This is a genomic window from Kitasatospora sp. NPDC058243, assembly GCF_042882025.1.
GTDB lineage: Bacteria > Actinomycetota > Actinomycetes > Streptomycetales > Streptomycetaceae > Kitasatospora.
The window spans coordinates 16028-29346 of record NZ_JBHVWW010000012.1; the positions used below are offsets into that span (position 1 = coordinate 16028).

General features: G+C 73.4%; 12 protein-coding genes. 8 read left to right on the top strand and 4 right to left on the bottom strand.

What is annotated here, in order from left to right; translation table 11 throughout:
- The first annotated feature begins 57 nt into the window (after positions 1-57).
- Complete coding sequence (locus tag ACFVX9_RS11160; protein WP_380376780.1) at positions 58-840, top strand: TIGR04222 domain-containing membrane protein; 783 nt, start codon at positions 58-60, stop codon at positions 838-840.
- 52 nt (positions 841-892) lie between these two features.
- Here the strand turns inward: ACFVX9_RS11160 and hemQ are convergent, their stop codons facing one another.
- From hemQ to ACFVX9_RS11175, 3 genes are read right to left on the bottom strand one after another with little or no spacing between them, the layout of a single operon-like run.
- Entirely contained in the window at positions 893-1618 is a 726-nt protein-coding gene (gene hemQ / locus ACFVX9_RS11165; protein WP_063349479.1) for a hydrogen peroxide-dependent heme synthase, read from the bottom strand.
- Positions 1615-3048: a protoporphyrinogen oxidase gene (hemG, locus tag ACFVX9_RS11170; protein WP_380376777.1), complete on the bottom strand. Its 1434-nt coding sequence runs from the start codon at positions 3046-3048 to the stop codon at positions 1615-1617. Before hemG ends, hemQ begins: the two co-directional genes overlap by 4 nt.
- Positions 3049-3082: 34 nt before the next feature.
- Positions 3083-3673, bottom strand: coding sequence for a Uma2 family endonuclease (locus tag ACFVX9_RS11175; protein WP_380376774.1), 591 nt, complete (start codon positions 3671-3673; stop codon positions 3083-3085).
- Positions 3674-3717: 44 nt separating this feature from the next.
- Here ACFVX9_RS11175 and ACFVX9_RS11180 point away from each other — a divergent pair, with 44 nt between their 5' ends.
- Entirely contained in the window at positions 3718-4170 is a 453-nt protein-coding gene (locus ACFVX9_RS11180; RefSeq protein ID WP_363627966.1) for a DUF523 domain-containing protein, read from the top strand.
- Positions 4171-4258: 88 nt separating this feature from the next.
- Positions 4259-5230: a DUF4349 domain-containing protein gene (locus tag ACFVX9_RS11185; protein WP_380376772.1), complete on the top strand. Its 972-nt coding sequence runs from the start codon at positions 4259-4261 to the stop codon at positions 5228-5230.
- 67 nt (positions 5231-5297) lie between these two features.
- On the opposite strand, the gene hemE is transcribed toward ACFVX9_RS11185, so the two are convergent.
- The gene (gene hemE / locus ACFVX9_RS11190) at positions 5298-6401 is read right to left on the bottom strand and encodes a uroporphyrinogen decarboxylase (protein WP_063349474.1); all 1104 of its coding nucleotides are present in this window, start codon (positions 6399-6401) and stop codon (positions 5298-5300) included.
- Positions 6402-6547: 146 nt separating this feature from the next.
- Here hemE and ACFVX9_RS11195 point away from each other — a divergent pair, with 146 nt between their 5' ends.
- From ACFVX9_RS11195 to ACFVX9_RS11215, 5 genes are all read left to right on the top strand, one after another.
- Complete coding sequence (locus tag ACFVX9_RS11195) at positions 6548-7210, top strand: DUF3000 domain-containing protein (RefSeq protein WP_363368843.1); 663 nt, start codon at positions 6548-6550, stop codon at positions 7208-7210.
- 320 nt (positions 7211-7530) lie between these two features.
- The gene (locus ACFVX9_RS11200; RefSeq protein WP_063349472.1) at positions 7531-8265 is read left to right on the top strand and encodes a response regulator transcription factor; all 735 of its coding nucleotides are present in this window, start codon (positions 7531-7533) and stop codon (positions 8263-8265) included.
- Between the two features lie 163 nt (positions 8266-8428).
- Entirely contained in the window at positions 8429-9673 is a 1245-nt protein-coding gene (locus ACFVX9_RS11205) for an HRDC domain-containing protein (protein ID WP_380376768.1), read from the top strand.
- 238 nt (positions 9674-9911) lie between these two features.
- The gene (locus tag ACFVX9_RS11210) at positions 9912-11156 is read left to right on the top strand and encodes an acetyl-CoA C-acyltransferase (protein ID WP_063349470.1); all 1245 of its coding nucleotides are present in this window, start codon (positions 9912-9914) and stop codon (positions 11154-11156) included.
- Positions 11157-11158: 2 nt separating this feature from the next.
- A complete protein-coding gene (locus tag ACFVX9_RS11215; RefSeq protein WP_387981387.1) occupies positions 11159-13288 on the top strand; it encodes a 3-hydroxyacyl-CoA dehydrogenase NAD-binding domain-containing protein in 2130 nt (709 codons plus the stop codon).
- Positions 13289-13319: the final 31 nt, after the last annotated feature.

Sequence of the window (13319 nt, forward strand, 5' to 3'; positions counted from 1 at the left end):
GTATCGCGGTCCGGGAAGCCGTTCCCCGCGCCGTCGGCCCAGGCATACAACAAGCCCATGTGGTTGCTGTTCCTGATACCGGCGTGCGTCGCGGCGGTCCTCTCGTGTCTCCGGCTCGTCCGGACGACCGCCACCGCCGACGCCCTGGCCGAGGCGGACGGCCTGCGCCCGCCCGAGGCCGTCGGGATCGGGCTGTACGAGACGGCCTACCTGGCCGGCGGCCCGGACCGGGTGGTCGAACTCGCCCTCGTCCTGATGGCCGGCCGGGGCCGGCTGCACCTGGCGCACACCGGCTGGACGACGGTGGTCGACCCCCGGGGCCGCAGCCGCCTGGAACGCGCGGTCATCGTCACCGTCGGCCCCGACGGCCAGTGCCGCACCGACGGGCTGCGCCAGGCGATGGCCGAGCACCCGACCGTCCTGGAGATCGGCGCCCGGCTCTCGCTGGCCGGCCTGGCCACCCCGGCCCTGGTCCAGCGCAGCACCGTCCTGGTGGTCCGGCAGGTGCGGCACGCACTGCTGCTGACGCTCCTCCTGCTGGCCGCCGCGCTGGCCCTCACCGGCTTCACCGGCGGTGACACCGTCGCCCCGCTCGCCTGGTTCTCGCTGCCGCTGGTGCTCACCTCGGGCACCCTGCTGATGGCCCGGGTCGACGTCTACCCCTACACCCGCTGGGCGTCCCCGGTCGGCCAGGAGGTGCTGCGCGAGGTCCGCCCGGCCCGCCAGCACGGCCTCGCCGACGACGAGGAGCGCGAACTGCTCACCGCCGTCGCCATGAACGGCCCCGCCGTCCTCCCCGACCCCCGCCTGCGCGCCGCCCTCCGCCCCCACCGGACGTGACACGCGAAACGGGGCCCGCCGAAGCGGACCCCGTTCACCGATCCCGCGGAACTCAGGCCAGGCCGTTGAGCAGCTCGCTGACCGGCTTGCGGCGGCCGGTGAAGAACGGCACCTCCTCGCGGACGTGCAGCCGGGCCCGGGAGGGGCGCAGGTCGCGCATCAGGTCGACGATGCGGTGCAGCTCGTCCGCCTCGAAGGCGAGCAGCCACTCGTAGTCGCCGAGCGCGAACGAGGCCACCGTGTTGGCCCGCACGTCCGGGTAGCCGCGGGCCATCTGGCCGTGCTCGGAGAGCATCGCGCGCCGCTCGGCGTCCGGCAGCAGGTACCACTCGTAGGAGCGGACGAACGGGTACACGCAGACGTAGTCGCGCGCGCGCTCGTCGGCGAGGAACGCCGGGATGTGCGACTTGTTGAACTCGGCGGGGCGGTGCAGCGCCATGTTGGACCAGACCGGCTCCAGCTGGCGGCCGAGGCCCGTGCGGCGGAAGCGGTTGTACGCCTCCTGCAAGTCGTCCGAGTCCTCGGCGTGCCACCAGACCATGAGGTCGGCGTCCGCGCGCAGACCGGACACGTCGTACGTGCCGCGCACCGTCACGTCCTTCGCGGCCAGCTGGGCGAACAGCTCGTCCACCTCGGCGGCCAGCGCCGTGCGGTCCTCGGGCAGTGTGCCCTTGAGCTTGAACACCGACCACATGGTGTAGCGGATGACCTGGTTCAGGTCGCGCGCCTTCTTCTTCTCGGGCTGCTGCTCCGGCTGCCGCTCAACGGTCTCAGTCATGCGCCCATTGTCCTCTCCGTGGAACCTTCCCCGGTTGCCGGGGTCAACAGTTTGTCGAGGGCCGCCACCGCGGCGGCCGCCGAGCCGATGCAGGCCGGGATGCCGACCCCGTCGTACGCGGCGCCGCACAGCGCCAGTCCCCCCACCCCGGCGGCCGCCGCCCGGATCCGGGCCACCCGGTCCAGGTGGCCCACCGGGTACTGCGGCAGGCCCGCCCGGAAGCGCGAGACGGCGGTGTCGTACGGCCGGGCGGTCAGGCCGATCGCCTCCCCGAGGTCCGCCAGCGACCGGGCCACCAACTCCTCGTCCGGCAGCTCCAGCGCCTCCTCCTCCCGGTAGCGGCCCAGCGAGGTGCGCAGCAGGAACGCGTCCGGGGCGGAACGCTCCAGCCAGCCCCACTTGTTGGAGGAGAAGGTCGATGCCTTGATCCGCCGCCCGTCCACCGGCGGCACCAGGAACCCGCTGCCGGCCGGCGGCTCCGCCAGGTCGGCCCGGCGGAACGCCAGGGTCACCAGCGCCATGCCCGCGTACTCGACGGCGTCCAGCTCGGCGGCCGCCGCCGGCGCGTCCGCGCGCAGCAGCCGGGCCGCGGCCGGCGCCGGGACGGCCAGCACCACGGCGTCCGCGTGCAGCACCTCGCCGTCGCCGGTCACCACCCGCCAGCCCCCGGGGGTGCGGTGCAGCCCGTCCACCGACGTGCCGGTGCGCAGGTCCACGCCCGCCTTCCGGCAGGCGGCGGCGACGGCCTCCGGCAGGGTGCCGAGCCCGCCGCGCAGGCCCTGGAACACCGGGGTGCCGACCACCTTCGGCCGCGAGGCCAGCTCGTGCACCCCGTCGACCAGCGAGCCGCCGCCCCGCGCGATCGCCAGCAGCTGCGGCACGGCGGCGCGCAGCGAGATCTCCTCGGCCCGCCCGGCGTAGACGCCGCCCAGCAGCGGCTCGACCAGCCGGTCCACCACCTCCTGGCCCAGCCGGTCGGCGACGTAGCGGCCGATCGCCACGTCGTCCCCGACCTCGGTGGCGCCCTCGTGCCGGGCCCGCTCCAGCCCCTCGGCGGTGAGCACCCCGGAGGCCGCCAGCGCGTCCAGATCGCCCGGGACGCCCATCACCTGCCCGCCCGGCAGCGGGCGCAGCGCGCCCCGCGTCCAGATCGAGGCCTTTGCGGTGGTCGGCGGCTCCAACTCCTCGCCCAGCCCGACCGCCCGGGCCAGCTCCACCGCCTCCGGCCGCCGCGCGAGCATCGACTCGGCCCCCAGGTCCACCCGGACCCCGCCGACCTCGCCGCCCCGCAGCTTCCCGCCGACCCGCTCCGACGCCTCCAGCAGCGTCACCCGCGCCCGCACCGGCCCCCCGGCGGCCCCGCTTAGAAAAGCGGCCGCAGCCAGCCCCGCGATCCCACCACCGACGACGACGACCTGTGCATCCGACATGCCTCGCAGTCTCGCAGGTCTTTACACCGGGCCCTCAATCCGCTGCACGCCGCCCGCTCGGCACCAGCGCGTCCAGATCGATCGTGATCGGGAACGGCACCCGGCGTTCGAGTTTGCCGCGGAAGATCCCGGCCGGGACGTAGGAGGACGTCGCCGGCTCCAGCTCGAGGACGTGCACGACCGGCAGGCCGTCCTCCTCCTCGACGATCCAGTAGTGCGGGATCCCGGCCTCGGCGTACTTGCGGACCTTGACCGTACGGTCGCGGTGCGCGGACTCCGGGGAGACGACCTCGACCACGAGCGGGACCTCGCCGGGCGCGAACCAGGTCCGATCGGGGTCGAAGTCCGCGTCGGTGACCAGCACATCCGACTCCAGGCGGCTGCGCCGGTCCAGCGTGATCGTCATGCCCCCGGTCGCCCGCTGCCCGGCCGGCACCAGCCCGTCCAGTGCTGCGGTCAGCTGCGACCCGACATGGCTGTGCCAGAACGACTGGGGCCTGCTGCGGAACACCAGGGCGCCGTCGATGAGTTCGGTGTGCTTGGGCGCATCGGGCAGGTGGTCGAGGTCCTCGGCGAACCAGCCTTCGACTCGGGGTGCGTACATCCACTCCGGCAGCTCATCCATGGCCCCAACGTAGCGGATCGGGCACGCCCCGTAAGGTTCGGTCCATGGAACCGATCGTGGTGAGTGCGTGTCTGGCCGGGGTGCCGTGTCGGTACGACGGGCGGGCGAAGACCTCGCCGGACGTGGTGGGGCTGGTCGAGGCGGGGCGGGCGGTGGTGGTGTGCCCGGAGGGGGCGGGCGGGCTGCCGACCCCGCGGCCCGCGGCGGAGATCGTGGGCGGGGACGGGGCGGACGTGCTGGACGGGCGGGCCCGGGTGGTGGACGCGACGGGCGCGGACTGTACGGCGGAGTTCGTGGCCGGGGCCCGGGCGGCGCTGGCGGCGGCCGAGGCCGCGGGGGCGCGGCGGGCGGTGCTGATGGCGCGCAGCCCGTCCTGCGGCTGCGGGCGGGTGTACGACGGGACGTTCACCGGGGAGCTGCGCCCCGGGGACGGGGTGACGGCGGCGTTGCTGCGGCGGGCGGGCATCGAGGTTGTCCGGTCCGCTGCCGAGCTGTGATCGAGTCGCGACCTTCCGGCGGGGTCCGCCCGGGGCGTTCCTTCGTCCAATGGGGAGATCTCACAACGGACTTGGGGAGGGCTTCGGAATGGGGAGACGGGCAGGGGCGGGGGCGCTGGCGGTAGCGACCGCGGGCGTGCTGCTGGTCGGGGCGTGCAGCGCAGGCGGTGCGGGCCGGGCGGGGGAGGCGGCGAAGGCGGACGCCGTCGCCCCGACGGCACCGGCGGCACCGGCGGCCGCGCCGAGCGCCGCCGGGACGGCGCCGGCGGCGGGGGCGAGTGCCCAGCCGGTCGCGGACAACCGGCTGATCGCGTACACCGCGCAGTTGACGCTGCGGACCGGGGACGTCGCCCAGGTGCTGGCGAAGGCCCGGGAGTTGACGGCGGCCGCGGGCGGCTACGTCGCCGCCGAGTCGGTCTCCGGCGCGGTGGAGGGCGGGCCGGGGAGCACGGCGGGGGGCGAGGCGGGCGGCCAGCTGACGCTGAGGATCCCCTCCGCCGCGTACCAGCAGACGCTGGACCAGCTGGCCGCGCTGGGCCAGGTGGTGTCCCGCAGGAGCCAGGCGGACGATCTGACCCAGCAGGTCGCGGACGTGGCGAGCCGGGTGCAGACCCAGCAGGCGAGCGTGGAGCGGGTGCGGGCGCTGATGGGGCAGGCGAAGTCGCTGAGCGAGGTGACCACGCTGGAGGCCGAGTTGAGCCGCCGGGAGGCCGATCTGGAGTCGCTGCAGAAGCAGCAGAAGGAACTGGCCGGCAAGACCTCGCTCTCGACCGTCACGCTGGACGTGCGCCGTACGGCCGTCTCGCCGACGCCCACCCCGGTACCGCCGAAGGGTGGCGGCGAGGGCTTCGGAGCGTCGGTCGGCTCCGCGCTGGGCGGCGGCTGGCACGTACTGGTGGCGATCGTGCGCGCCCTGGCGGTGGGGCTCGCGGCGGTGGCGCCGTTCCTGCTGGTGCTGGGCGCCCCGGGGGCGCTGCTGTACCGGCTGTGGCGCCGGCGCCGCCCGGCGGCCGCGCCGCCCCCGGAGTCCGTCCCGCAGGAAGGACCCGCGGAGGACTGAACGAGGACTGAGCGAGGACTGAACACGGCGGGCCCCCTCCCGGCCGGGAGGGAGCCCGCCGCCGGGGTCAGCGGGCGCTGGCCTCGTGGACGAAGGCGACGAGACGGGAGAGGGCGTCCGGGTCCATGGACGGCAGGACGCCGTGGCCGAGGTTGAAGATGTGGCCGCTGGTGCCGAGGGCCTGGGCGGCGTGCAGCACCTCGCGGGCCTTGGTCTCGACGACCTTGGTGGGGGCGAACAGCACGGCCGGGTCTAGGTTGCCCTGGAGGCCCTTGCCGGGGCCGACCCGCTCGGCCGCGACGTTCAGCGGCACCCGCCAGTCGACGCCGACGATGTCCGCGCCGGCCTGGCCCATCAGGCCGAGGAGCTCGCCGGTGCCGACGCCGAAGTGGATCCGCGGCACGCCGTAGGAGGCGACGGCGTCGAAGACCTTGGTGCTGGACGGCATGACCGAGCGGCGGTAGTCGTCGGGGGCGAGCGAGCCGACCCAGGAGTCGAAGAGCTGGACGGCCGAGGCGCCGGCCTCGATCTGCACCTTCAGGAAGGTGGAGGTGATGTCGGCGAGCCGGTCGACCAGGGCGGCCCACAGCTCGGGCTGCCCGTACATCATGGCCTTGGTGTGCTCGTGGTTCTTGGACGGGCCGCCCTCGACCAGGTAGCTGGCCAGCGTGTAGGGGGCGCCGGCGAAGCCGATCAGCGGGGTCTCGCCGAGTTCGTCCACCAGCAGGCCGACGGCCTCGGTGATGTAGGGGACGTCGTCGGGCTCCAGCGGGCGCAGCCGCTTGAGGTCCTCGGCGGTGCGGATCGGGTCGGCGATGACCGGGCCGACGTTGGGCTTGATCTCGACGTCGATGCCGACGGCCTTGAGCGGCACCACGATGTCGCTGAAGAAGATCGCCGCGTCCACCTTGTGCCGGCGGACCGGCTGGAGGGTGATCTCCTTGACCAGCTCGGGCCGCATGCAGGACTCCAGCATGGGGATGCCCTCGCGGACCTTCAGGTACTCCGGCAGCGAGCGGCCGGCCTGGCGCATGAACCACACCGGGGTGTGCGGCACGGGCTCGTGCCGGCAGGCGCGCAGGAACGCGGAGTCGTGCGCGGCGCCGCGGCGCGCGGGGGTGGGCCGGCCGTCGGGGGTGGCCGCCGTGGTGTCTGCCGTAGTCTCGCTCACGGTCCAAATCTTCGCATGCGCCTCGGGGCGCTCTTCCCGGCCGGTCTCGTCGGTTCCTCCAAGATCTGGCCGGGTTTGCCGTTCCGGCACGCCGCTCGGACGGAAGTTGCGGCCTTAACCGCGGTTTTCGACCTAGTCTTCGGGTCATGGCAGCGGTCGGCGGGCACCCCGCGCAGGGTGGCGGAGCAGGTGGCGGAACAGGTCGGGAGGGGGCTCCGAGCGAGTTCCGGGCCGCCGTGGAGGCCCTCGACGGCGCCCGGCTGCGGCCCGAGATCCAGCTCTCCCCCGCGCCGGCCCCGCGCCGGCTGGCCCCGTACGCGTTCGCGGTGACCGCCTCGGTGGAGGTGGACGGCGAGGAGCTGGCGGACGGCCGGCTGGTGCTGCTGTACGACCCGGCCGGGCAGGAGGCCTGGAACGGGGAGTTCCGGGTGGTGACGATGACCCGGGCGGAGCTGGAGCCGGAGATGGCCGGCGACCCGATGCTCTCGGAGGTCGGCTGGGCCTGGCTGCTGGACTCGCTGCAGGCGCACGGGGCCGGGTACGCGGAGCCGTCCGGCACGGTGAGCCACTGCGCCTCGCAGTACTTCGGCGGGCTGGCGGACCGCCCGTCCTCGACCGAGATCGAGATCCGGGCCTCCTGGACGCCGGCCGACGGCCGGTTCGAGCGGCACCTGGCGGCCTGGGGGGACCTGCTGTGCATCAGCGCCGGCCTGCCGCCGGCCGCGCCGGCCCCGCAGGCGCCGGCCGATGTGCCGTCACTCGGTGGGGTGGTCCCGATGCCCGCGCGGCGGCGTCCTCGTTCGCACTGAGGAGTGGCGCCCCGGGCCGGGCGGCCCCGGCGGCCCCGATGCCACCCCCAGGGCTGACGGAGTGTGACTTCGATCCCGCTCTGGGTCAATTAACCGGTTGAAACCGACCGATCAGCACCAGATCTGATCGATTTTGTGCGAATTCAGGACGGGTCGCATCACTCATATGCGCGATTTGTCCGTATTGTTACTCACTAGATCGTGATCTTTCGCTAAAGCCGGGCACGGTAGCTGCCGAAGCAGACTGTGACCCTTTCCGAACGCGGAACACTCCGACCGCCCCCTCGGGGTTCCGTCCGCCACTCCCCGCAGGAGGCCTGGTGTCGGTCCTTCTTGAGCACCCCGCAAACGTGGTCGCCTACCGGCCGACCAAGCCCACCGCCATGGTGGTCATCGCCGATCCCCGTGTCCGAAACACCGTCACCCGCCATCTGTGGGCGCTCGGCGTCCGGGACGTGATCGAAGTGTCCTCGATCGCCGAGGCCCGCCCCCGGGTCTCCACCCCGCGCGACATCTGCGTCGCCGACGTACACCTTCCGGACGGCTCCGGCCTGACCATCCTGGCCGAGACACGCGCCGCGGGCTGGCCCAACGGCCTGGCCCTGTCCGCCGCCGACGACATCGGCGCCGTGCGCAGCGCGCTGGCCGGCGGCGTCAAGGGATACGTCGTCACGGGCACCCGCACCAACGTGGCGATGCCCGGCCGCCCGGGCCTGCCGCTCGGCGCCGCCGGGCTGGCCGGGCGGATGCGCCGCCCCGGCATGCCGGGCATGCCGGGCGCCGTGGGTGCGCCGGGCGCCCACGGAACCCACGGAGCCCCCGGTGCGCCCGGTGCGCCGGGCACGCAGCAGTCCGCCTACCGCGAGCTGTCGGGCCGTGAGGTCGAGGTGCTGCGGCTGGTCGCCGAAGGACAGTCGAACAAGGCGATCGGGGTGGCGATGGGCCTGTCGGCACTCACCGTCAAGAGCCACCTCGCCCGGATCGCCCGCAAGCTGGGCACCGGCGACCGCGCCGGGATGGTCGCGGTCGCGCTGCGCACCGGCATCATCCACTGAGTCCTCGGACGGCCCCGCTACGGCGGCCGAGGAGGAACGTTTCCTCCTCGGCCGCCGTAGCCGTGCCCCTCGGCCACCGCCCGGGCCCCGTGGCATAGTCACGGACCCGGTCTGACCAGTCCGACAACACTCCCGGCCGCGAGGACCGTCGTACCCTTGGTGGGTGACCGACGCCGTAGCAGCCATCCCAGAAGAAGCAGCCCCGGTCCCGCTCCTCGAACCGAAGGAGGGGATCCCGCCCGTCGTGGCGGACGAGCAGGCGCTGGCCGCCACCGTCGCCGCCTTCGCCGGGGGCACCGGACCGGTCGCCGTCGACGCCGAGCGGGCCTCCGGCTACCGCTACGGGCAGCGCGCGTACCTCATCCAGCTGCGCCGCGCGGGCGCCGGCAGTGCGCTGATCGACCCGATCGCCTGCCCCGACCTCAGCGGCCTGGGCGAGGCCCTCGCCGACACCGAATGGGTGGTGCACGCGGCCACCCAGGACCTGCCCTGCCTGGCCGAGGTCGGCATGAGACCCCGGCAGCTGTTCGACACCGAGCTGGCCGGGCGGATCGCCGGCTTCGCCCGGGTCGGCCTCGGGCCGATGACCGAGAGCGTGCTCGGGCTGAGCCTGGCCAAGGAGCACTCCGCGGTCGACTGGTCCACCCGCCCGCTGCCCGAGCCGTGGCTGCGCTACGCCGCTCTGGACGTCGAGGTGCTGGTCGAGCTGCGCGACGCACTCGAACAGGAGCTGGACGCCCAGGGCAAGCTCGGCTGGGCACTGGAGGAGTTCGCGGCGATCGCCGCCGCACCGCGCCCGGCACCGCGCACCGACCCGTGGCGCCGCACCTCGCAGCTGCACAAGGTCCGCCGGCGCCGCCAGCTGGCCGTGGTGCGCGAGCTGTGGCTGGCCCGGGACCGGCTGGCGCAGGAGCGCGACGTCTCGCCGGGCCGGGTGCTCTCGGACGCCGCGATCGTCAACGCCGCGCTGGCCATGCCGCTGAACATCGCCGCGCTGCAGGGCGTCCAGGGCTTCGGGCCGCGGGTCCACCGGCGCCAGCTGGAGCAGTGGCTGGCGGCCGTCCAGCGGGGCCGGGAAGTCCCGGAGAACCAGCTGCCGCCGGCCTCCGCGCCGCACGACGGGCCGCCGCCGCCGCGGGCCTGGGCCGAGAAGGACCCGGTGGCCGCCGCCCGGCTGTCCGGGGCGCGCGCCGCGGTCGCGGACCTCGCCGAGCGGCACAACCTGCCGGCCGAGAACCTGATCACCCCGGACCTGGTGCGCCGGGTCTCCTGGGAGCCGCCGGCCGATCCGGCCGCCGCGGGCGTGGCCGCCGCACTGCGCCGGCTCGGCGCCCGGCAGTGGCAGGTCGACCTGGTGGCGCCGGTGATGGCCGCCGCGTTCGCCGAGGCCGCGGCCGCCCAGGACTGACCCGGAGCGCCTCCGAAGGGGGCGCCGTCCTTGTGACGGCGCCCCCTTCGGCGTATCCGGGGTCCGTCTTTCGAACCCCGCCGGTCGGACGTGTCGCGGGACACACGGGGTGAACCCTCCGTGAGGCCTGGGCAGGTTGGTTACCGACCGGTAGCATGGCGGTGGAGCGGCGCCGCTCGGGTCTTCACCGGCGGCAGCCTGCCCACCTCAAATGTTGGTCCCTGGGAGGAGAGCCCCCGTGCCTCGTACCGCGAGGGACGTCGTCTTCGTCGATGGCGTCCGCACCCCGTTCGGCAAGGCCGGCCCGAAGGGCATCTACCACGAGACGCGCGCCGACGACCTGGTCGTCAAGTGCATCCGGGAGCTCGTGCGCCGTAACCCGAACCTGCCCGTCGAGCGCATCGACGAGGTCGCCATCGCGGCCACCACGCAGATCGGCGACCAGGGTCTGACCATCGGGCGCACCGCCGCCCTGCTGTCCGGCCTGCCCAAGTCCGTCCCCGGCTACTCGATCGACCGCATGTGCGCCGGTGCGCTCACGGCCGTGACCGCCACCGCCGGCGGCATCGCCTTCGGCGCGTACGACGTGGTCGTGGCCGGCGGCGTCGAGCACATGGGCCGCCACCCGATGGGCGAGGGCGTCGACCCGAACCCGCGCTTCGTCTCAGAGAAGCTGGTCGACGAGTCCGCCCTGTTCATGGGCATGACCGCGGAGAACCTGCACGACCGGTTCCCGCACCTGACCAAGGAGCGCTGCGACGCCTACGCCGTGCGCTCGCAGGAGAAGGCCGCCAAGGCGTACGCCAACGGCGACATCCAGCCCGACCTGGTGCCGATCTCGATCCGCAACACCAACCCCGAGGTCGGCGAGACCGGCTGGGGCCTGGCCACCGTGGACGAGCCGATGCGCCCGGGCACCACGATGGAGAGCCTGGCCGGCCTGAAGACCCCCTTCCGCCCGCACGGCAACATCACCGCGGGCAACTCGGCCGGCCTCAACGACGGCGCCACCGCCTCGCTGCTGGCCGCCGAGGACGTCGCCGAGGAGCTCGGCCTCCCGGTCAAGATGCGCCTGGTCTCCTACGCCTTCGCGGGCGTGGAGCCCGAGGTCATGGGCATCGGCCCGGTGCCGGCCACCGAGAAGGCGCTGGCCAAGGCCGGTCTGACCATCGACGACATCCAGGCCTTCGAGGTCAACGAGGCCTTCGCCGTCCAGGTGCTGTCCTTCCTGGACCACTACGGCATCGCGGACGACGACGAGCGCGTCAACCCGTACGGCGGTGCGATCGCCTTCGGCCACCCGCTGGCCTCCTCCGGCGTGCGCCTGATGAACCAGCTGGCCCGCCGCTTCGAGCAGCGCCCGGACGTCCGCTACGGCCTCACCACGATGTGCATCGGGTTCGGCATGGGCGGGACCGTCATCTGGGAGAACCCGCACTGGAGCGGAGCGGAAAAGTCGTCCGAGCTCGAGGGTGGTAAGTGAACATGACGAGCACCACTGAGCTGCTGCAGCACGGCGCCGAGCTGTTCCCGGGCGAGGTCGTCACGACCGCGCACGTGCGCCACCTGGACCTGCCGCTGCAGGCCGGCAAGCTGGCCCTGATCACCCTGGACAACGGCTTCGACCACACCAAGCCGACCACCTTCGGCCCGGGCTCGCTGCTGAAGCTGTCCGCCGCGCTGGACCAGGTCGAGGCCGAGGCCGCCGAGGACAAGGTCGTCGCCGTCGCGGTCACCGGCAAGCCGTTCATCTTCGCGGTCGGCGCCGACCTCAAGGGCGTCGAGCTGCTCAAGGAGCACGCGGACGCGCTGGCCATCGGCAAGGGCGGCCACGAGGTCTTCAAGCGGATCGCCGCGCTGCCCGTCCCCTCCTTCGCCTTCTACAACGGCGCGGCGATGGGCGGCGGCGTCGAGGTCGGCCTGCACGCCACCTACCGCACGGTCAGCGCGGGCGTCCCGGCGTTCTCGCTGCCGGAGGTCTTCCTGGGCCTCGTCCCCGGCTGGGGCGGCTGCACCCTGCTGCCGAACCTGATCGGCCCCTCGAAGGCGATCAAGGTCATCATCGAGAACTCGATGAACCAGAACAAGCAGCTCAAGGGCAAGGACGTGTTCGAGCTGGGGATCGCCGACGCGATCTTCGAGCCGGCCGACTTCCTGGAGCAGTCGCTGCTGTGGGCCGCCAAGGTCCTCAAGGGCGACGTCGTCGTCGAGCGCGAGGAGATCGACCGCGGCAAGGCCTGGGACGACGCCGTCGCCTGGGGCCGTCTGGTCGCCGACGCCAAGGTGCACGGCGCCGCGCCGGCCGCCTACAAGGCGCTGGACATCATCCAGCAGGTCAAGGACTCCGACCTCCAGGCCGGCTTCGACGCCGAGGACGCCGCCCTGGCCGACCTCATCATGAGCGGCGAGCTGCGCAGCGGCATCTACGCCTTCAACCTGGTGCAGCGCCGGGCCAAGCGCCCGGTCGGCGCGCCGGACAAGTCGCTGGCCCGCCAGGTCAACAAGGTCGGCGTCGTCGGCGCCGGTCTGATGGCCTCGCAGCTGGCGCTGCTGTTCGCCCGCCGTCTGGAGGTGCCGGTGGTCCTCACCGACATCGACCAGGAGCGCGTCGACAAGGGCGTCGGCTACGTCCACGCCGAGATCGACAAGCTGCTCGGCAAGGGTCGGATCGGCCAGGACAAGGCCAACCGTCTCAAGGGCCTGGTCAGCGGCTCGCTCGACAAGGCCGCCGCCTTCGGCGACGCGGACTTCGTGATCGAGGCCGTGTTCGAGGAGATGGGCGTCAAGCAGACCGTCTTCGCGGACCTGGAGAACGTGGTCTCGCCGACCTGCGTGCTGGCGACCAACACCTCCTCGCTGTCGGTCACCGAGATGGCCTCGAAGCTGAAGCACCCCGAGCGGGTCGTCGGCTTCCACTTCTTCAACCCGGTCGCGATCCTGCCGCTGCTGGAGATCGTCCGCGGCGAGCAGACCGACGACGCCTCGCTGGCCACCGCCTTCGGCGTCTCGAAGAAGCTGAAGAAGACCTCGGTGCTGGTCAAGGACGCCCCGGCGTTCGTGGTGAACCGGATCCTGACCCGCTTCATGGGCGAGATCCAGACCATCATCGACGAGGGCACCCCGATCGCCACCGTCGAGAAGGGCGTCGAGCCGCTCGGCCTGCCGATGTCCCCGATCGTGCTGCTGGAGCTGGTCGGCCCGGCCATCGCGCTGCACGTCTCGGAGACCCTGCACGGCGCGTTCCCGGAGCGGTTCGCCGTCTCCGAGAACCTCGGCAAGGTGGTCAAGGCCGGCAAGCGCGGCTTCTACACCTGGGTGGACGGCAAGCAGGTCCTCGACCCCGAGGTGCTGGAGCTGCTGTCCTTCGGCGACACCGTGCTGACCGAGGAGCAGGTCCTGAACCGCTCCCTGGAGGCCGTGGCCCAGGAGATCGGCCTGATGCTGGAGGAGGGTGTCGTCGCCGAGGCGCAGGACATCGACCTCTGCATGATCACCGGCGCCGGCTGGCCCTTCCACCTGGGCGGGATCACCCCGTACCTGGACCGCGAGGGCGTCTCGGAGCGGGTGAACGGCAAGCGCTTCCTCGCCCCCGGCGTGGCCTCGGTGCCCGCGTAACGCGCAGCGCCACCGCATGCCGGAGCCCCGG